Origin of the sequence: Leisingera sp. JC11, assembly GCF_040704725.1 — a bacterium.
Lineage (GTDB): Bacteria > Pseudomonadota > Alphaproteobacteria > Rhodobacterales > Rhodobacteraceae > Leisingera.
On the sequence record NZ_JBFCVS010000008.1, the window covers coordinates 141,925 to 157,128 of the forward strand.

Annotated in this window: 19 protein-coding genes; 6 read left to right on the forward strand and 13 right to left on the reverse strand. The window is 63.6% G+C overall.

What is annotated here, in order from left to right:
* Position 1: 1 nt before the first annotated feature.
* From AB1A62_RS11210 to AB1A62_RS11225, 4 genes are read right to left on the reverse strand one after another with little or no spacing between them, the layout of a single operon-like run.
* On the reverse strand, positions 2-562 hold the full coding sequence (locus AB1A62_RS11210; protein ID WP_366661569.1) for a hypothetical protein: 561 nt from the start codon (positions 560-562) through the stop codon (positions 2-4).
* Positions 559-1,158: an SCO family protein gene (locus AB1A62_RS11215; protein ID WP_366661570.1), complete on the reverse strand. Its 600-nt coding sequence runs from the start codon at positions 1,156-1,158 to the stop codon at positions 559-561. The genes AB1A62_RS11210 and AB1A62_RS11215 overlap by 4 nt, the downstream gene beginning before the upstream one ends.
* The gene (locus tag AB1A62_RS11220) at positions 1,158-2,618 is read right to left on the reverse strand and encodes a cbb3-type cytochrome c oxidase subunit I (RefSeq protein ID WP_366661571.1); all 1,461 of its coding nucleotides are present in this window, start codon (positions 2,616-2,618) and stop codon (positions 1,158-1,160) included. Before AB1A62_RS11220 ends, AB1A62_RS11215 begins: the two co-directional genes overlap by 1 nt.
* Positions 2,619-3,128, reverse strand: coding sequence for a cytochrome C oxidase subunit I (locus AB1A62_RS11225; protein ID WP_366661572.1), 510 nt, complete (start codon positions 3,126-3,128; stop codon positions 2,619-2,621).
* Between the two features lie 108 nt (positions 3,129-3,236).
* Between AB1A62_RS11225 and AB1A62_RS11230 the strand changes: the two genes are divergently transcribed.
* Entirely contained in the window at positions 3,237-3,692 is a 456-nt protein-coding gene (locus AB1A62_RS11230) for an Rrf2 family transcriptional regulator (protein WP_366661573.1), read from the forward strand.
* 40 nt (positions 3,693-3,732) lie between these two features.
* On the opposite strand, the gene AB1A62_RS11235 is transcribed toward AB1A62_RS11230, so the two are convergent.
* From AB1A62_RS11235 to AB1A62_RS11270, 8 genes are all read right to left on the reverse strand, one after another.
* A complete protein-coding gene (locus AB1A62_RS11235; RefSeq protein ID WP_282103102.1) occupies positions 3,733-3,858 on the reverse strand; it encodes a hypothetical protein in 126 nt (41 codons plus the stop codon).
* Between the two features lie 40 nt (positions 3,859-3,898).
* Positions 3,899-4,771: a cytochrome-c oxidase, cbb3-type subunit III gene (gene ccoP / locus AB1A62_RS11240; RefSeq protein ID WP_366661574.1), complete on the reverse strand. Its 873-nt coding sequence runs from the start codon at positions 4,769-4,771 to the stop codon at positions 3,899-3,901.
* Positions 4,762-4,929, reverse strand: coding sequence for a cbb3-type cytochrome c oxidase subunit 3 (locus tag AB1A62_RS11245; protein WP_366661575.1), 168 nt, complete (start codon positions 4,927-4,929; stop codon positions 4,762-4,764). Before AB1A62_RS11245 ends, ccoP begins: the two co-directional genes overlap by 10 nt.
* Positions 4,926-5,657, reverse strand: coding sequence for a cytochrome-c oxidase, cbb3-type subunit II (ccoO, locus tag AB1A62_RS11250; protein ID WP_366661576.1), 732 nt, complete (start codon positions 5,655-5,657; stop codon positions 4,926-4,928). Before ccoO ends, AB1A62_RS11245 begins: the two co-directional genes overlap by 4 nt.
* Positions 5,658-5,663: 6 nt before the next feature.
* The gene (ccoN, locus tag AB1A62_RS11255) at positions 5,664-7,286 is read right to left on the reverse strand and encodes a cytochrome-c oxidase, cbb3-type subunit I (RefSeq protein ID WP_366661577.1); all 1,623 of its coding nucleotides are present in this window, start codon (positions 7,284-7,286) and stop codon (positions 5,664-5,666) included.
* Entirely contained in the window at positions 7,276-7,566 is a 291-nt protein-coding gene (locus AB1A62_RS11260; RefSeq protein WP_366661578.1) for a DUF1971 domain-containing protein, read from the reverse strand. Before AB1A62_RS11260 ends, ccoN begins: the two co-directional genes overlap by 11 nt.
* Positions 7,563-8,303: a DUF2189 domain-containing protein gene (locus tag AB1A62_RS11265; protein WP_366661579.1), complete on the reverse strand. Its 741-nt coding sequence runs from the start codon at positions 8,301-8,303 to the stop codon at positions 7,563-7,565. The genes AB1A62_RS11260 and AB1A62_RS11265 overlap by 4 nt, the downstream gene beginning before the upstream one ends.
* 73 nt (positions 8,304-8,376) lie before the next feature.
* Positions 8,377-8,796: a group III truncated hemoglobin gene (locus tag AB1A62_RS11270; protein WP_366661580.1), complete on the reverse strand. Its 420-nt coding sequence runs from the start codon at positions 8,794-8,796 to the stop codon at positions 8,377-8,379.
* Between the two features lie 81 nt (positions 8,797-8,877).
* Between AB1A62_RS11270 and AB1A62_RS11275 the strand changes: the two genes are divergently transcribed.
* Positions 8,878-9,018, forward strand: coding sequence for a hypothetical protein (locus tag AB1A62_RS11275; protein WP_366661581.1), 141 nt, complete (start codon positions 8,878-8,880; stop codon positions 9,016-9,018).
* 382 nt (positions 9,019-9,400) lie between these two features.
* Here AB1A62_RS11275 and AB1A62_RS11280 read toward each other — a convergent pair whose 3' ends face one another.
* Entirely contained in the window at positions 9,401-10,411 is a 1,011-nt protein-coding gene (locus AB1A62_RS11280) for an AraC family transcriptional regulator ligand-binding domain-containing protein (protein ID WP_366661582.1), read from the reverse strand.
* Positions 10,412-10,571: 160 nt separating this feature from the next.
* Here AB1A62_RS11280 and AB1A62_RS11285 point away from each other — a divergent pair, with 160 nt between their 5' ends.
* From AB1A62_RS11285 to qhpC, 4 genes are read left to right on the forward strand one after another with little or no spacing between them, the layout of a single operon-like run.
* Positions 10,572-11,930, forward strand: coding sequence for a tryptophan 7-halogenase (locus AB1A62_RS11285; RefSeq protein WP_366661583.1), 1,359 nt, complete (start codon positions 10,572-10,574; stop codon positions 11,928-11,930).
* Positions 11,906-13,429, forward strand: coding sequence for a quinohemoprotein amine dehydrogenase subunit alpha (gene peaA, locus AB1A62_RS11290; protein WP_366661584.1), 1,524 nt, complete (start codon positions 11,906-11,908; stop codon positions 13,427-13,429). The genes AB1A62_RS11285 and peaA overlap by 25 nt, the downstream gene beginning before the upstream one ends.
* Before the next feature lie 17 nt (positions 13,430-13,446).
* Positions 13,447-14,871, forward strand: coding sequence for a quinohemoprotein amine dehydrogenase maturation protein (gene peaB / locus AB1A62_RS11295; protein WP_366661585.1), 1,425 nt, complete (start codon positions 13,447-13,449; stop codon positions 14,869-14,871).
* A complete protein-coding gene (gene qhpC, locus AB1A62_RS11300; protein ID WP_366661586.1) occupies positions 14,868-15,191 on the forward strand; it encodes a quinohemoprotein amine dehydrogenase subunit gamma in 324 nt (107 codons plus the stop codon). The genes peaB and qhpC overlap by 4 nt, the downstream gene beginning before the upstream one ends.
* Positions 15,192-15,204 lie beyond the last annotated feature (13 nt).

The window sequence follows — 15,204 nt, forward strand, 5'->3', positions numbered from 1 at the left end:
ATCACACTCCGCATCTGTTGCAGCCCGCCGTGCCGAACGGCCCGCGGCGCGGATGCCCGAACAGAACCGGGATGGCCCAAAGGCAGGCCAGCGCCGCCGCTAGGTAAAGAAAGGCGAACCCCAGCTCCTGCTGGGCGGACACCAGGTAGAAATTGCAGATCCGCACAGGGGCATGGGTGTAAAGGAACCCCAGCACCCCCAGCATCGACAGCCCGTTGGCCTTGAGAAAGCCGCGCAGGACGGGACCCAGCCAGGGCCAGCTCAGCCGCAGCGGCACGCCAAGCAGCAGCGGCAGGCTCAGGTATTTCGCCAGCTCCCCCGCAGGCGTTAGTGCCCAGTCCACGTTGCGCGGCAGCATCCAGAACAGAAAAACGGTCAACGCCGTGAGCAATAGCGGACCCGCCCAATCACGCCGACTGTGCAAATCCCAGCCCAGAAGAACACCCGCCAGAACCAGCAGCGGCATCTGCACCAGCACATGCTGGATCGGGCTGCCCGCCGCCGCACCTTGGAGGGCAACGGCCTCAGCCGTGGCCAGCAGGGCCAGGGCGATCATCTTCATGGCTGTACCCCCCGGAGATGGGCAAGCACCGCCTCCACAGCGTCCGTGTCGAAGACCGCTGAAAACCGGCCGTCGCTGCTGATCATGTGGATCGCCGCATTATGCTGAAACCCGCCCCACTCATCCGGGATGACGGTCACGCCGAACAGGTCCAGAAGCCCCGGCAGGTCGCGCTGGTCCGGCCGGGCAACAGTCCACATCCTGCTGTCTGCCTGATGAGCATCGCCATAGATCGACATCTGTTCCGGCGTGTCCCGCTCCGGGTCAAAGCTAACGGACAGCAGCCGGGCCGTTACCCCATGCGCCTGCAGCCGGTCGCGGATCTCGGCAAAATCTGCCGCCGCGATCTGACAGATGTCGCCGCAAACGGTGTAGATGAACTCGACCAGCACAACCTCGCCCGCTTGCGGCAGCAGCGGCACCTGCCGGCTGGTCATATCCTCCAGCAGCACTTCGGGCACTTTGCGGGGTGACTGCACCACATCCAGCCGCCTCGCCGCCTCACTGGTAAAGGCCTGGGCCCCGTCTGTGGCCTGCCAGAGGATCCCGCCGCCGGCAATGGCGGCGAGAACCGGGGGGAGAACACGGGCAAGCATCAGCTCTCGCTCCGCCCGAGCCGCGCCACGAAGCGCAGCACAAAGACCAGAGTGCCCAACACCACCAGCACGCTGAATGCGGTGCCGATACGGTCATGGGTCAGCCATTCCTCGTAATGCACTGCCCAGCGCCGCGGGATCGAAGCGGCGCCGGAGACCAGGAACACCGTCACGAAACCGGCAGCCCCCGCCAGGTAGATGGCAAATCCCGCCCGGTCCATGCCGTTCATCCGGGCGATCGTCTTGCCGCGCACCAGCCAGGCCATGAAGCCGAAGGCCATCGCCACCTCGCCCAGCAGCAGATAGGTGTGGAAATGCCCCGGCACCCACATGGTGTTGTGCATCACCTTGTTGACACTGATCATCCCGTCGATGGATGCCGGAATAGCCCCCACCGACCAGCCCGCAACCGACAGCACCAAGAGCGCCGAGGCCAGATCCCAAGTCATTTTGGAGCCGCGCACATAGAGGAAGGTCGAAAAGGCGGTGACTGCGATCAGGGGAATGCCGCTGAAGTAGGAGACCAGCTGCCCCACCACCAGCATCCAGGGCGGCATCACCACGTCCTGCAGCAGGTGGTGCCAATAGACCGCCATCACAAAGATCAGCACTGCGTTCCAGGCAATCGCAAACAGCCGGTTCGATTTCCAGGGCTTGCCGGTGTATTCCGGCAGGATCTCGTAAACAGCCGTCACCGCCATGTAGATCGAGGCGTTGATAAAGACATGGCCGAAAAAATAGATCAGGTTCTTGGCCAGGAGCGCATCCACCTCGAACCCCGGCGCCAGCAGATGCACCAGGCTCGCAACCAGCACCGCCGCGCCAAGGATAATCCCTATCGAGTTGAAGATGGTGACCGCCGCAGCGGCAACGATCGCAGGCGGCGGGGGATCATTATCCTCGCGTCCCAAGATCAGCTTCCAGCCAAGCGCCCGCGCCAGGCTGCCGTAACGCGCATGAATACGGCGGCCCAGCTCCAGGTAATAGAGCAGAAAACCCACCCCGATAGCGGTATAACCCAGCATGAAGGCCGCGGCTGCGCCCGCCTCCCAGGCGCCGCCAGAGAGTGCAGGCAGAGGGAAAAGGAAGGTCCAGGCACCGCCGTAACCGCCAATGAAGATGGCACCAAGGATCAGCACCACCCCCAGCAGAAACAGTCCCAGGAAGGCCCAGTAAATGCCGCCGGCCAGCTCCAGATAACGGCCGCAAAAGTACCACATGATCGCCGCGCCCGACAGCGCCGCGGTGCCCACCATGCCCGCGCCATGCGCGGTCAGCAGCTGATAGAACAGCGCCGGGTCCAGCTCGATCCACTGGCCCTGGGCGGCGCGCATGACGAGGCCGAAGACCATCATCAGCGCAAACACCGCGCCGGACAGGATCATCGTCAGCTTGACCGCCCCGGCCTGGGGGCCGGCTGCTGCCGGTTCGGATGCGAATGTTTCAGATGCAGTGCTCATTTACTCCTCCGCCGCGATAACTTCGAATTCGTTGACCATGTCGTGATGTGCCACGCCGCAGAACTCCATGCACAGGAGCTGGTAGCTGCCCGGCTCCTCGAACGTGTAGGTGATCCGCGTGGTGTAACCCGGGATCACCTGCACCTGGGTCAGCAGCGTGAGGTTGCTGTCGTAGATGCCCATCCCGTGGGTCACGTCCTCGGTGGTGACATTGAAATTGACCGGCTTGCCCGCCGGGATTTCCGTGGTGTCGATGTCCCACCACCACTGGCCTCCGCTGACATTCACCTGCAGCGCGTCGCCAGTGCTGGCCAGCGCATGCGGCCACTCCCGCAGCGAGGCAACGGAGACGATCACACCCGCAATCGTCATCGCCCAGATCAGCCCGGTGCGTTTTGCGTTGGCGCCCGGGCCCGGCGCCGGGCCGCGCGCAGCCCGCGCCGCCAGAACAAAGACCGCTGACAGCGCCGCCATCAGGGTAAGCGAGATTAATAGAACAACTGGCTGCATGAGCTGCCTCCATTTAATAAGCATTCTGAATGCCTATTATTGGAGGGCACGGATACATGTCAACAAAATACGTCTTTTCAATGCATATTAATTGTGGGATGAACGCTTATGCAGATCACCAAGTTTTCAGATTACGCCCTGCGCATCCTGATCCACCTCGCCACCCACGAGGACGGGCTGATGACCACCCGCGAAATTGCCGGGATGCAGCAGCTGCCGTTCAACCACCTGGCCAAGATTTCCCAGTGGCTGGCCCACGAGGGCTATGTGGAATCGGTCCGCGGCCGCAACGGCGGCATGCGCCTGGCCCTGCCGCCCGAGGCGATCTCCATCGGCGCGCTGCTGCGGAAGTCCGAACACGGCACGCCGCTGGTGGAATGTATGAAGGAGGACGGCGGCTGCTGCGTGATGACACCGGCCTGCGGGCTGTTGCCGATCCTGAGCGAGGCGCAGGAGGCCTTCTTTGCCGCGCTGGACAGCCGAACGCTGAAGGACGTGCTGGAAAGAAACCGCGGCATGAAGAACCTGATCCGGGCGCTGGAGGCGGAGCAGGCCTTGAAATAGCTGCGGCCGCTTGCCTGGCCCCGGCTGTTTCAGCCGCTCCTCACTTGGCGGCGCCGGAAACCGTGCCCTCCAGCACTTGCCCGTCCCAGGCTTCAAACGCCACCGACAGATGCCAGGCCTTGAACCCGGCGTAGCCTGCCAGCAGCGCCAGTATCAGCAGGTACATCGCTCTGCGGAAGCGCGGGTTTTCATCAGACGGTTTTTTCTCAGTCCGCGGCATCACTGCCATTCCACAGCACGTAAAGTGTAAGCATCCGGATTTGGGCATCGCTCAACCGGCCCTCCCAGGCAGGCATGACGCCCATCCGACCATAGTAGACGCTGCGGTAGACGTCGTCCCGGCTGCCGCCATAGATCCACTGGCCATCACCCAGATCTGGCGCGCCGTTTTCATAGCCGCCGCGCCCATCGTCGCCATGGCAGGTGGCGCAGTTGTCCTCAAACACCACCCTGCCTGCTTCGGCCAACTCCGCGTTATGCTCCTGTCCGGACAGCGACAGCACAAATTCCACTGCCTCCTTGACCTGCACCTTGTCCAGCATCCCGTCGGCGCCAAAAGCCAGCATCTGGGCGCTGCGGGTGTCGTCATGGGCCGCATTGATGCCATAGCGGATGCTGTACTCGACTTCCTCCGGGCTGCCGGACCACAGCCAATGCCCATCCGTCAGATTGGGAAACCCGGTCTGGCCCGTCAGCTCCGCCGTGTGGCAGGCGGCGCAGTTGTCGGCATATAGTTTGCTGATCGCCTGGCCATAGCGCGCCTCAAGCGCCGTGTCCGCAGCCAGCGCCGCAATGTCCGCGGACTGGAACGGCGCAAAGGCCTGCGCCCGCTCCGCCTCGGCTTGATCCACCGCAGCTGCCACGTCCGCCCGCGTGGAATAGCCCAGCAGCCCCTTGGCATAGCCGGTGACTAGCGGAAATGAGGGGTACAGCAGCCAGAACAGCACCGACACCGCAATGCTGATCCACAGCGCCCACCGGGAGGCCCAAGGCACGGGCGTGTCCATTTCCTTGATCCCGTCCCACTCGTGGCCGGTCAGCTCAGTGCCCGAAACCGGGTCCTTTTCCCTCACTGCCATGGCTGATCCTCCCGCCCGTCCAGCGGGGATTGCGCCGCATCGTCGTAGATCCGCCGCCGCGACGGCCAATAGGTCCAAAGCACTGCCGCCAAGAACACTACCAGCAGGTAAATCGCCCCCCAGGTCTTGGAGAACACAAGTACGGCATCATGGGTCATCGGTTGCTCTCCTCCGGGTCCAGCGTATCCAGGTCCGCAAGCGTTCCCAGCATCTGCAGATAGGCGACCAGCGCATCCATTTCCGTCAGCCGCTCGGGCTGGCCGTCAAAGTCGCGCACCTGCACCTTTGCGCCATAGCTCTCTTGCAGCTCGCTTTCGTAGTTCTGCTCGAAATCCGCCTGCCAGACCGCATCCTTCTCTGCGTTTTCGATCTGGGCTTCGGTATAGGGCACCCCGGCGCGGCTCAGCGCCTTCAACGCTGCGGACAGATGGCCGGTCGCCAGCCGAGTATCCGACAGAAAGGCATAGCCAGGCATCACCGAGCCCGCCACCAGCTCCCGCGGAGCCTCCAGATGGGCCACGTGCCAGGCATCCGAATACTTGCCGCCGATCCGCGCGAGATCCGGACCCGTGCGCTTAGAGCCCCATTGGAACGGGTGGTCATACATGCTTTCGGCCGCGAGGCTGTAGTGGCCGTAGCGTTCCACGTCCGAGCGCAGAGTGCGGATCATCTGGCTGTGGCAGGCGTAACACCCCTCCCGCACGTAGATGTCGCGCCCGGCCAGCTCCAGCGGCGTATAGGGGCGCATCCCCTCGACCTCCTCCACCGTGTTCTCGATGGTGAACAGCGGCGCGATCTCGACAATGCCGCCGATCGAGGCCACCAGCAGGATTGCCAGGGCAAACCCGATGGAATTCCGTTCAAGCTTCTGATGCTGTGTGCTCATGGCTGATCACTCCGCAGGCTGCCGGGGGATTGGCCCCGCTTGCCGGGTTTGGGTCTTTCGCGGCCCGCTCACCGTCATCCAGATGTTGTAGGCGCCGATGCAGCCACCAATCAGGTAGAGCAGTCCGCCAACCGCGCGCGCGGCATAGTAGGGATGCATTTCCACCACGCTGTCGAGGAAGGAGTAGAGGAACGCGCCATCGGCATCATAGGTCTGCCACATCAGCGATTGGGTGATGCCGCTGTTCCACATTGCGCCGACGTAGATCAGCGTCCCGGACAGGGCGAGCCAGAAGTGCCAGGCCTCCAGCTTCAGGGAATAGACACCATCGCGTTTCCACACCCAAGGCACCAGCTTGTACATCGCCCCGAAGGTGATAAAGGCAACCCAGCCCAAGGCACCTGCATGGACATGGCCCACTGTCCAGTCGGTGTAGTGGCTCAACGAGTTGACCGGGCGGATCGCCATGAACGATCCCTCAAACGTCGCCAGCCCGTAGAACAGCACCGCCACCATCATGAACCGCACAGCCGGGTCGGTGCGCACTTTGTCCCAGGCGCCATTGATGGTCAGGATGCCGTTGAAGACCGAAGCCCAGCTCGGCACCAGCAGGATGATCGACATAGTCATGCCCAGGTACTGCACCCAGTCCGGCAGAGCCGTGTAATGCAGGTGGTGCGAGCCGGCCCAGAGATAGAGGAAGGTAATCCCCCAGAAGCCGACGATCGACATCCGGTAGGAATAGACTGGCCGGTTCACCGCTTTGGGTAAGAAGTAATAGAGCATGCCGAGGAAGCCGGCGGTCAGCAGGAAGCCAACCGCATTGTGGCCGTACCACCACTGCGTCATTGCGTCCTGGGTGCCCGCAAAAAGCGAATAGCTCTTGGGATAGGCGATGGAGACCGGAACCGACAGGTTGTTCACCGTGTGCAGCATCGCAATCACCACGATGAAGGCCAGGTAATACCAATTGGCGACATAGATATGCGGCTCCGCCCGCCGCGCCAGGGTCTTGAGATACAGCGCCAGATAGCCGACCCAGACCACCAATAGCAGCAGGTCTGCATACCATTCGGGTTCCGCGTATTCCTTGGACTGGGTGATGCCCAGCGGATAGCCCGACGCCGCCAGCACCAGGAACAGGTTGTAGCCCCAGAACACCAGCCAGGGCAGCGTCTCGCTCGCCAGCCGCGCCCTTGAGGTCCGCTGCACCACATAAAACGAGGTGGCAATCAGCGCGTTGCCGCCAAAGCCGAAGATCACGCCGGAGGTATGCACCGGCCGCAGCCGTCCGAAGTTGGACCAGGACATATCGCCGTTCAGCGCCGGGAAAGCCAGCTGCCAGGCAAGGACGTCGCCCACGGCAAAGCCGATGATGGCCCAGATCAGCGCTGCGACCACGCCAAAGCGGATCACCCTGTCGTTATAGGCTTGCGGCACCTCTGCCGGGGTTTCCCCCATCCGGTTCAGCATCCATAGGATGCCCCATCCAGCCGCCAGAGCGATCAGCCAGCCATGCAGCACATAAGGCACCGGCACACCCCAGCCCAGGATGGCCAGACCGCCCAGCAGCACCAGGCACAGGGCGCACAGGATTGCGGAATCTTCCAGGGGAACTCTACGAAGCATCGGGGGCCTCCTGCCGGAAGAAGCGGACTTCGAATTCCACCTGGCCGGGCGCATCCACCGAATGCACCTCCTGCGGCGCAAAAACGGCAGCCTCGCCAGCCTTTATCAACAGGTCCGCTTTGCCTTCACGGCGTAACAGCAACCGCCCGCTTTGAACCGCCAGCTGCCCCCAAACCCCCGCCTTGGTGCTGTGGTGCGTGCGCAGCTTTTCCGGCAGGGTTTGCTCGTTGAAACGCGAGGTAGCGTAATGCACCGCGCCTTCAGGAAGGGCCTCATTCATCTTGCTTCTCCATGAAACAGATCTGCGTAAGCGTGCCAGGTCGCGTAGCCCAGCAGCGGAAAGATCACCGCCAGCCCCAGCAGGCCGGTCAGCACCCCCAGCCCGGTCAGCAGGGTGATCGCCGCCCCCCACCAGACCGACAGCCGGAAGTTATGGGTGGCAGCGTTGAAGCTCAGCCCCATAGCGGAGAAGCCATCGATCCGGCGCTCCACCAGCATCGGCAAAGAGAAGGCCGAGACCGCAAACCCCAGCGCCGCAAACAGCCCGCCGGTCAAAGACCCGGTAATAAGCAGCATCCAGCCCGCCGGCGTGCTGATCATCAGCACCAGCGTCTCAATGAAGCCGGCAAAGGGCCTGAGGCCATAGACGATGGCGAACAGCACCGTCGCTGCCCGGATCCAGGTCAGGGCAAAGACCATCAGGATTGCGCCCACCAGCGCGATCTGGCCTTTTGAGGCGACCTCGCGCCGTCCGCGGGCCACCGTGTACAAGCCGACCGTGGCAACCGGCCCAACAAGCACCCCGCCCGCCAGCAGCGGCAGCAGCATCCAGCCGGTGCCTGTGGCGGTCAGCAGCCAGGCTGCCAGCCAGCCCAAGAGCACCAGCGCGCCGCCGTAACACAGCGAATATCCGGGATTGCGGCGCAGGTCGGCCCAGCCCGCCGCCAGCCAGCGCCGCACAACACGGGCGGGCGGCTCCGAGATGATCCGGGCCTTTGAGTAAAGTGGATCCGGCATGTCAGCTATCCCCCGCACCTGCGGCCTGTACCGTGAGCATAGCACATTCGGCCCCCTGCCTTTGCCATCCGGGTCACGTCAGCACCGGCGGTGCATCCGTTTCGCGCCGGAAGTTCTCCAGCCCGTACGACAGCCCCTTGCCGATCCGGTCCGCCAAAGCGGCAAAGGCCCGGGCAGTTTCCGGCCTCAGCTCCTGCTCCGCGGTTTCGCGGAACAAGGCCAGCCAGACCGGGAAGTGCTCCGGCCTGATCTCCGGATTGGCCAGGTGGATCTGCATCGGATTGCCGTCATAGCCTGGCTCCCGCAGGATCGCCCCGCGCCAGAAGGCTGCGATCTTTGCCTCATGCGCAGGCCAGTCACCGATGGCCGGATTGAACACCGGCCCCAGCACCGCATCCGCACGGACCCGGGCATAGAAACAACTGACAAGCTGAGCGATTTCTTCAGCTGTCACTTCGAACAGCCAAGTCTGCTTGTGCGGCGAATCCTTCATGGCACTACTCCATTCATGCATGCAGCATTCATGTATCATTAAATAGGCATTGTAAAGTCGTATTTAAAAATCAAAGGAAGCATGGAAAGTGCCGTGCCACTGACCAAGCAGCTGCAAATGCTCGACGGCTTCTTCGGGTCATCAGCAGCATTGCCAAAAATGCGCCCCCAAATTTCCCAAACAGATTTCCCCGGTTATGCTCCCGGCTTCAGTGGCGGCTAACGCGCCACTATTGAGTGCCGCCTGATCGCAACACCCCGAATTGTTCATGCGGGCTTCCACAGTGCTCCCAGCGCCAGTGAGGTAAAAAGAAAGCCCCGCGGTGAGTAAGGATTGTTTTTGCACCGCATTTTGTTGCGGAGGCAGACAACCGACGCGTCCTAGCTGCACTAGTTGCAACCGCGTAAACAACTGCCGAAGCGTGCATATCGATAGTCTATACCAGCCGTCTTAGGAAAAACGCCGACCGTCATCGCACTTAGGCTCCCTCACCGTTTACCGGGAAAATCGCACTGCCACAGGTTATGCCTTCCAGGCATTGCTCAATTTGGATGCTGGTTTCACTTGGGTGCCAATTTCATGTTTGCCGCACCTGCCGAGAGCTTCAGGAAGACGTTTGCTTCCGGTACTGGCTGGGCGTAGCCCCCTCTTGCTGCCGGAAGGCGCGTTCAAAGGCGGAAACCTCTGAATATCCCAGCCAATCAGATATCTCATGCAGCTGGGTCGCCGGGGCCAGCAGCATGCGCTTGGCTATCTCCATCCGGCAGGCTGACAGCAGGCGGGAAAACTTCTGCCCCTCATCCTCCAGCCGCCGCCGCAAGGTGCGCCGGGACATGCCCAGCGCAGCCGCGATGGCGGTCTGCTCAAAGCTTTCGCGGCCGATCCGCGCCAGCAGCTCGCGGCGCACCCGCACAGTGACCGGTGCGGCTCGCTCGCTTTGCCGTGCCGAATTGATGATCCGCTGTGACGCTTCTTTGAACGCCCGGTTTTGGCCCACAGAAAGCGGCAGGTCCAGCAGGCTGGCGTGAAACACCAGCGTGTTTGAGGGTGCTGCATATTGCACCGGACAGCGCGGCCCTGCTGTGCTGCGGCTTTGCAGAGCGCTTGATTCGTGCTCCAGCGACAGCAGTTCCGGGCGCCAGTCCGGCCCTGCAGCAGACCGTATCAGGTTATGAAACACAGCCAGCGTCAGCTCCGCATCCTGTCGCCGGGGCCAAATGCGGGTGTCGAGGATCTGGTAGGTCAGTGCAGCCCTGCCCTCCTCCACCGTCAGCCGCAACTCAGAGTCGCTTTGCACAATTGGGAATGCATTGCGGAACAGCGACAAGGCCGCGCCGAGTGTTGGTGCCTGGCTTATGAAATCTCCAACCTCACCAAGGTTTTGCAGATCGAAGACCGAGCCAACCCGCCAGCCGAAATCAGGCAGCTTCAGGATGTCCGAGGCGTGTTCGCAGAAGTCCACGAACTTCTTCAGACCGATCTCGCCGTTCAGGTCCGCAGGTGCGATCCCGGCGCTGCGGAATACCGGGCCGGCATCGCCGCTCAAGAACTCGACGGCCCGCAGCGGGTCGTTCAAGGTAGAGGCGGAAATCCGGGGTTGGTAGGTGTGTGGCATCGCGCAGTTCCTCAGGATTGCGCCAGAATACCGCAAAAATCCGCCATTCGAGAAAAATTGCCGCAACAGGGGCCCGAGCGGCCGATTCTGTCCGGAAATGTCGGGTTGTTGTCCGGATGTGTCCGCCACAAGGGGCGGCCCGGCGGGGCACTTTGGCTAAATGGCACCTCAAACAGGCACCTTTGATATTGCGATTGCAGGCGGCGGCCCTGCCGGATCGGTGGCAGCGGTTCTGCTGGCGCGGGCCGGGTTCCGCGTGGCGCTGGCCACCCTGCCGCCGTGCGCTGCCCGGTATGAGGGTATGTCCGAGCGCGTTGCCGCGATCCTGGCGCGGCAACGGCTGCCGCTGGCCGGGATCGGCCCGGCGGTGCAGCGCCATGTCAGCTGGGGCGCGTTCCAGGGCGGGCAGAACAGCGAGCATCTGGCCGATCGGAACGCCTTTGACACCGGGCTGCTGGAAGCGGCGCAGGCCGAAGGCGTCAGCGTTGTTCATGCGGCAGTGTCTAGCGTGCGGTCGGAGGCCGGTGAAATCCGGCTGGCCGATGGCACGTGCCTGTCTGCCCGGCTGCTGTTCGAGGCCCGCGGCCGCCGTGCGCCGCGCCAATCCACGGAAATGCAGCGGACTGAACTGGCGGGGCCAGACACGATCTCCGTTGCCGGATTTGTACCCCCGCAGGCGGGAGATAGGACCACGCCTCGGATCGAGGCGCGGCCCGATGGCTGGGTCTGGTCGGTGCCTGTGGAGCGGGACCGTTTGTGGCTGCAGGCGGTGGGTGCTGCGGCTTCGCTGGGCCAGACAGGCGGCAAGACGGCTGTGGCGGCGTTGTGGGAGACGGTTCTGGGAGAAACCCCGCTGCCCCGCCGCCCCGTTGTTCATGCGATTGCGCCGCGGCTGGCGGCGCCGGATCTGGATCCGCGCTGCCCGCGGCTGGGCGATGCGGCGGTGGCGCTGGATCCCCTGTCGGGGCACGGGATGTTCTGGGCGCTGTCCTCGGCGCTGATGGCGGTGCCCATCGCGCGGGCGCTCTTGTCCGGGGAGGCGGAACTGGCCCGCGAGTTCTACCGCAACCGGGTGGCGGAGACGTTTTGGCGGCAGGCCCGGGTGGGCCGGGATTTCTACCGCGAGGCGGGGTTTCAGGCACCGTTCTGGCAACAGCGCATGGCCTGGCCGGACGAGGCCCCGGCGCATGACACGGACATCCGCCCTCACACCGCTATGCGGGTGGTGGTGCAGGACGGGCACTTGGCGCGGCGCGAGGTGCTGATCACCCGGGACGCCCCGGGCGGCGCGGCTTTTGCCGCCGGGCAGGAGATCGTGCCGCTGCTGCGCTGCCTGAACGGGCAGCCGCTGCCGGACGCGGCCCGCTTTCACAGCGCGGTTCTGCCTGAGGCCCCGCCGCAGGCGGCGCGGGCGATCCACCAATGGCTTTTGTCACAAGGGTTTACCGAGGGGGCGCAGATCCCCTGGGACACTGCAAACAGGGAGACTGATCCATGCAACTACGACCCCGCGGCCTGACGGCTGCACTTCTGATATCAGCGGCGGGCGCGGTGCCGACAATGGCCAGCGAGGAGCTGCTGAAGAACACCTGCTCCAGCTGCCACACGGCGGAGGACAGCGGGCTGAGCCGGATCAGCGGCCAGCGCAAGACGCCCGAAGGCTGGATGATGACCATCGTCCGGATGCAGCAGGCGCACGGGCTGGAGATCGACGCAGAGGACCGCCGTGCCATCGTGCAGCATCTAGCGGACACGCAAGGTTTGGCGCCGTCGGAGGCCGCTCCCTTCCGCTATGCGCTGGAGAAAGTTCCGAACGCACAGGAAAGCTTTGACGAGCCCTTCGCCTCGATGTGCTCGCGCTGCCATACCGGCGCGCGAGGGCTGCTGCAGAACCGCACCGCGGAGGAATGGGAGCTGCACATGGATTTCCATGTCGGCCATTTCCCGACCATCGAATACCAGGCGCTTGGCCGCGATCGCGAGTGGTACAAGATCGCCCGGACCGAGATTGCAGGCTACCTGGCCGAACAGAACCCGCTGGAGACTGCTGCCTGGACCGACTGGCAGGCGGCTGAGAAGCAGCCGGTGGCGGGCGATTGGGTGGTGATGACCGATCTGCCCGGCATCGGTGAGGCCTACGGCAAGCTGACAGTCACGGGCGATGCCTCGCCCTATCAGGTCAGCGGCGAGTTTGTGACGGCGGACGGCACTGCGTATCCGGCGTCGGGGCAGATGAACCTGTACACAGGGTATGAATGGCGCGCCAATCTGGACATTGGCGGCACCGCATACCGCCAGGTGCTGGCGTTGTCAGAGGACGGCAACAGCCTGCAGGGCCGCCAGTTCGACCGCAGCAACGACGCCCTGGGCGCGCCGCTTAGCGGCGTGCGGCAGGGGGCCGGCAGCGTCATCCTGGGCACGGTTCCCTCTGCCGTTCCCGCAGGCGAAGCGCAGGTGCAGGTGGTTGGCACCGGGCTGGACGGGCTGGACAGCTCCAGCGGCGAGGCGGCCGCGAACACCTTTGGCGCAGCGCTGTCGCTGGCGGCTGAGGGCAATGGTGTTGTCACCTTCAGCGCGGGTGGGGCCGAGGGGCAGATCGCCCATTACACCTCTGTCGACAGCCTGAAGGTGGAGCCGGAGTTCACCATCGCCCGGGTTGGCGGCGGCAGCAAGGAAGGCCCGGCAGCGGTGCCTGCCTATTTCAACGCGGTTGGCATGTGGAACGGTCCCGATGGCAAGGCGGGCACCGAGGATGACGTGCGCATCGGCCGGGTTGAGGCGCAATGGTCCGTGGCCAATGCACACGAGCACGCAGCGCATATGAAGGACACCGAGTTTGCGGGCGACATGCAGGCCAACGGTATCTTTATGCCCGCCATTGCCGGCCCCAATCCCGACCGCCCCTTCAGCGCCAACAATGCGGGCGAGCTGAAAGTGCAGGCCGAAGCGATGGGCCAGCAGGCCGAGGCGATGCTGATTGTCACCGTGCAGCGCTTCATCGACCCGCCGATCCGCTGAGACAGGGGAGAGAGATCATGAAAGACTTTCACTATCAGCCGGCCAATGCGCACCGGGTTGAGATCGAGGGGCGCGAGGTTCTGTTCCATGTCCCCACCACCTCAATCTTCGAGATGGACGGGGTGGACCGGGATATCCTCGACTATGCCGCGCAGGAGCAGGCGTTTTCGATGGACGAGTTCGAGGCGCGGTTTGCAGCTGAAGACGCGGCGGCGCGGCTCGACGGGCTGGTGCGGTTGGATATCGTCAATGACGGACGCCCGCTGCAGCCGGAACGGCCGCCGATCGAGATCGAGACCTTCCCGCTGACCACCATCGTTCTGAACGTTAACACCGGCTGCAACCTAGCCTGTACCTACTGCTACAAGGAGGATCTGGCGGTGCCGTCCAAGGGTCAGAAGATGGCCTTTGAGACCGCCAGGAAATCGGCGGAGATGCTGCTGGCCGAAAACCCGGACCGGGACAGCTACAACATCGTGTTTTTCGGCGGCGAGCCGCTGTCGAATCTGCCGCTGATCCGCCAGGTGGTGGATTGGGCCAAGCCGCATTTTGCGGCGCTAGGCAAGGAAGTGAATTTCAGCCTCACCACAAATGCGACGCTGCTGACCGAGCCGCTGATCGACTGGCTGGACGCGCACCGGTTCGGGCTGACAGTCTCAATCGACGGCCCCAAAGCGCAGCACGACCTGAACCGCAAAACGGTGGGCGGCAAGGGCACTTATGATACGGTGGCGGCCAAGGCACGGCTGCTGCTGTCGCGCTACACATCCAAACCGGTAGGCGCCCGTGTCACCCTGACCGCCGGCATCACCAATATCGTCGAGATCTGGGACCATCTGAAGAACGATATCGGTTTTGCCGAAGTGGGTTTCTCACCGGTCACTTCAGGCGAGATGGATGCCTTCAACCTCAACGGGGCTGAGCTGCTGGAGGTGTTCGAGGGGATGAAATCCCTTGGCAGGCTCTATGTCGAGGCGGCGCTGGAGGGCCGCAACATCGGCTTTTCCAACATGCATCAGATGATGAACGACCTCTACGAGGGGCGCTCCAAGGCGCTGCCTTGCGGGGCCGGGGTGGGGATGCTGGCGGTCAATCATGACGGCGCGCTGAACCTGTGCCACCGGTTTACCGGATCGGAAATGGACCAGTTCGGCAGCGTCGATGAGGGGATCAAGCGCAAGGAACTGTCGGGGTTCATCAAGGCACGCTCCGACCGCACCGAGAAAGGCTGCGCCACCTGCCGGATCCGCAACCTGTGCGCGGGCGGCTGTTATCACGAGAGCTATGCCCATTTCAGCGACCCGATGATGCCTACCTATCATTACTGCGACCTGATGCGCGACTGGATCGACTTTGGCGTCGCCGCCTATGCCCGGCTGATCGCCCAGGCACCGCAGTTCTTTCACCACCATGTTGCGCCGAGGAGGGCGTTTGGAAAATGAAACCGCTCAATCAGAAAGCCGAACGCGTTCAGCAGGCTGCGGCCGAAGGCCAGATGGAAGAGGTCCGCGCGATGCAGACCGTGACCGCAGGCTGCGCCACCACGTTCGATCCCGGCTGGGAGGTCGACCCCTTTGGCGGCCTCGCCGCCCTGTGCCAGCCGATGGAGGCGGACCTTTACGGCTGCTCCGACCCCTGCTGGTGGCCCGCGCAGGTGCCCGACATCATGGTCAACCACAAGAACTGGGACGAGGGCGCGCCCAATGCCGCCAAGGACTGGCGGGCGCTTGGCGCCACCTACCCCACCGACGCCGAAACCTGAGGAGACCCGCATC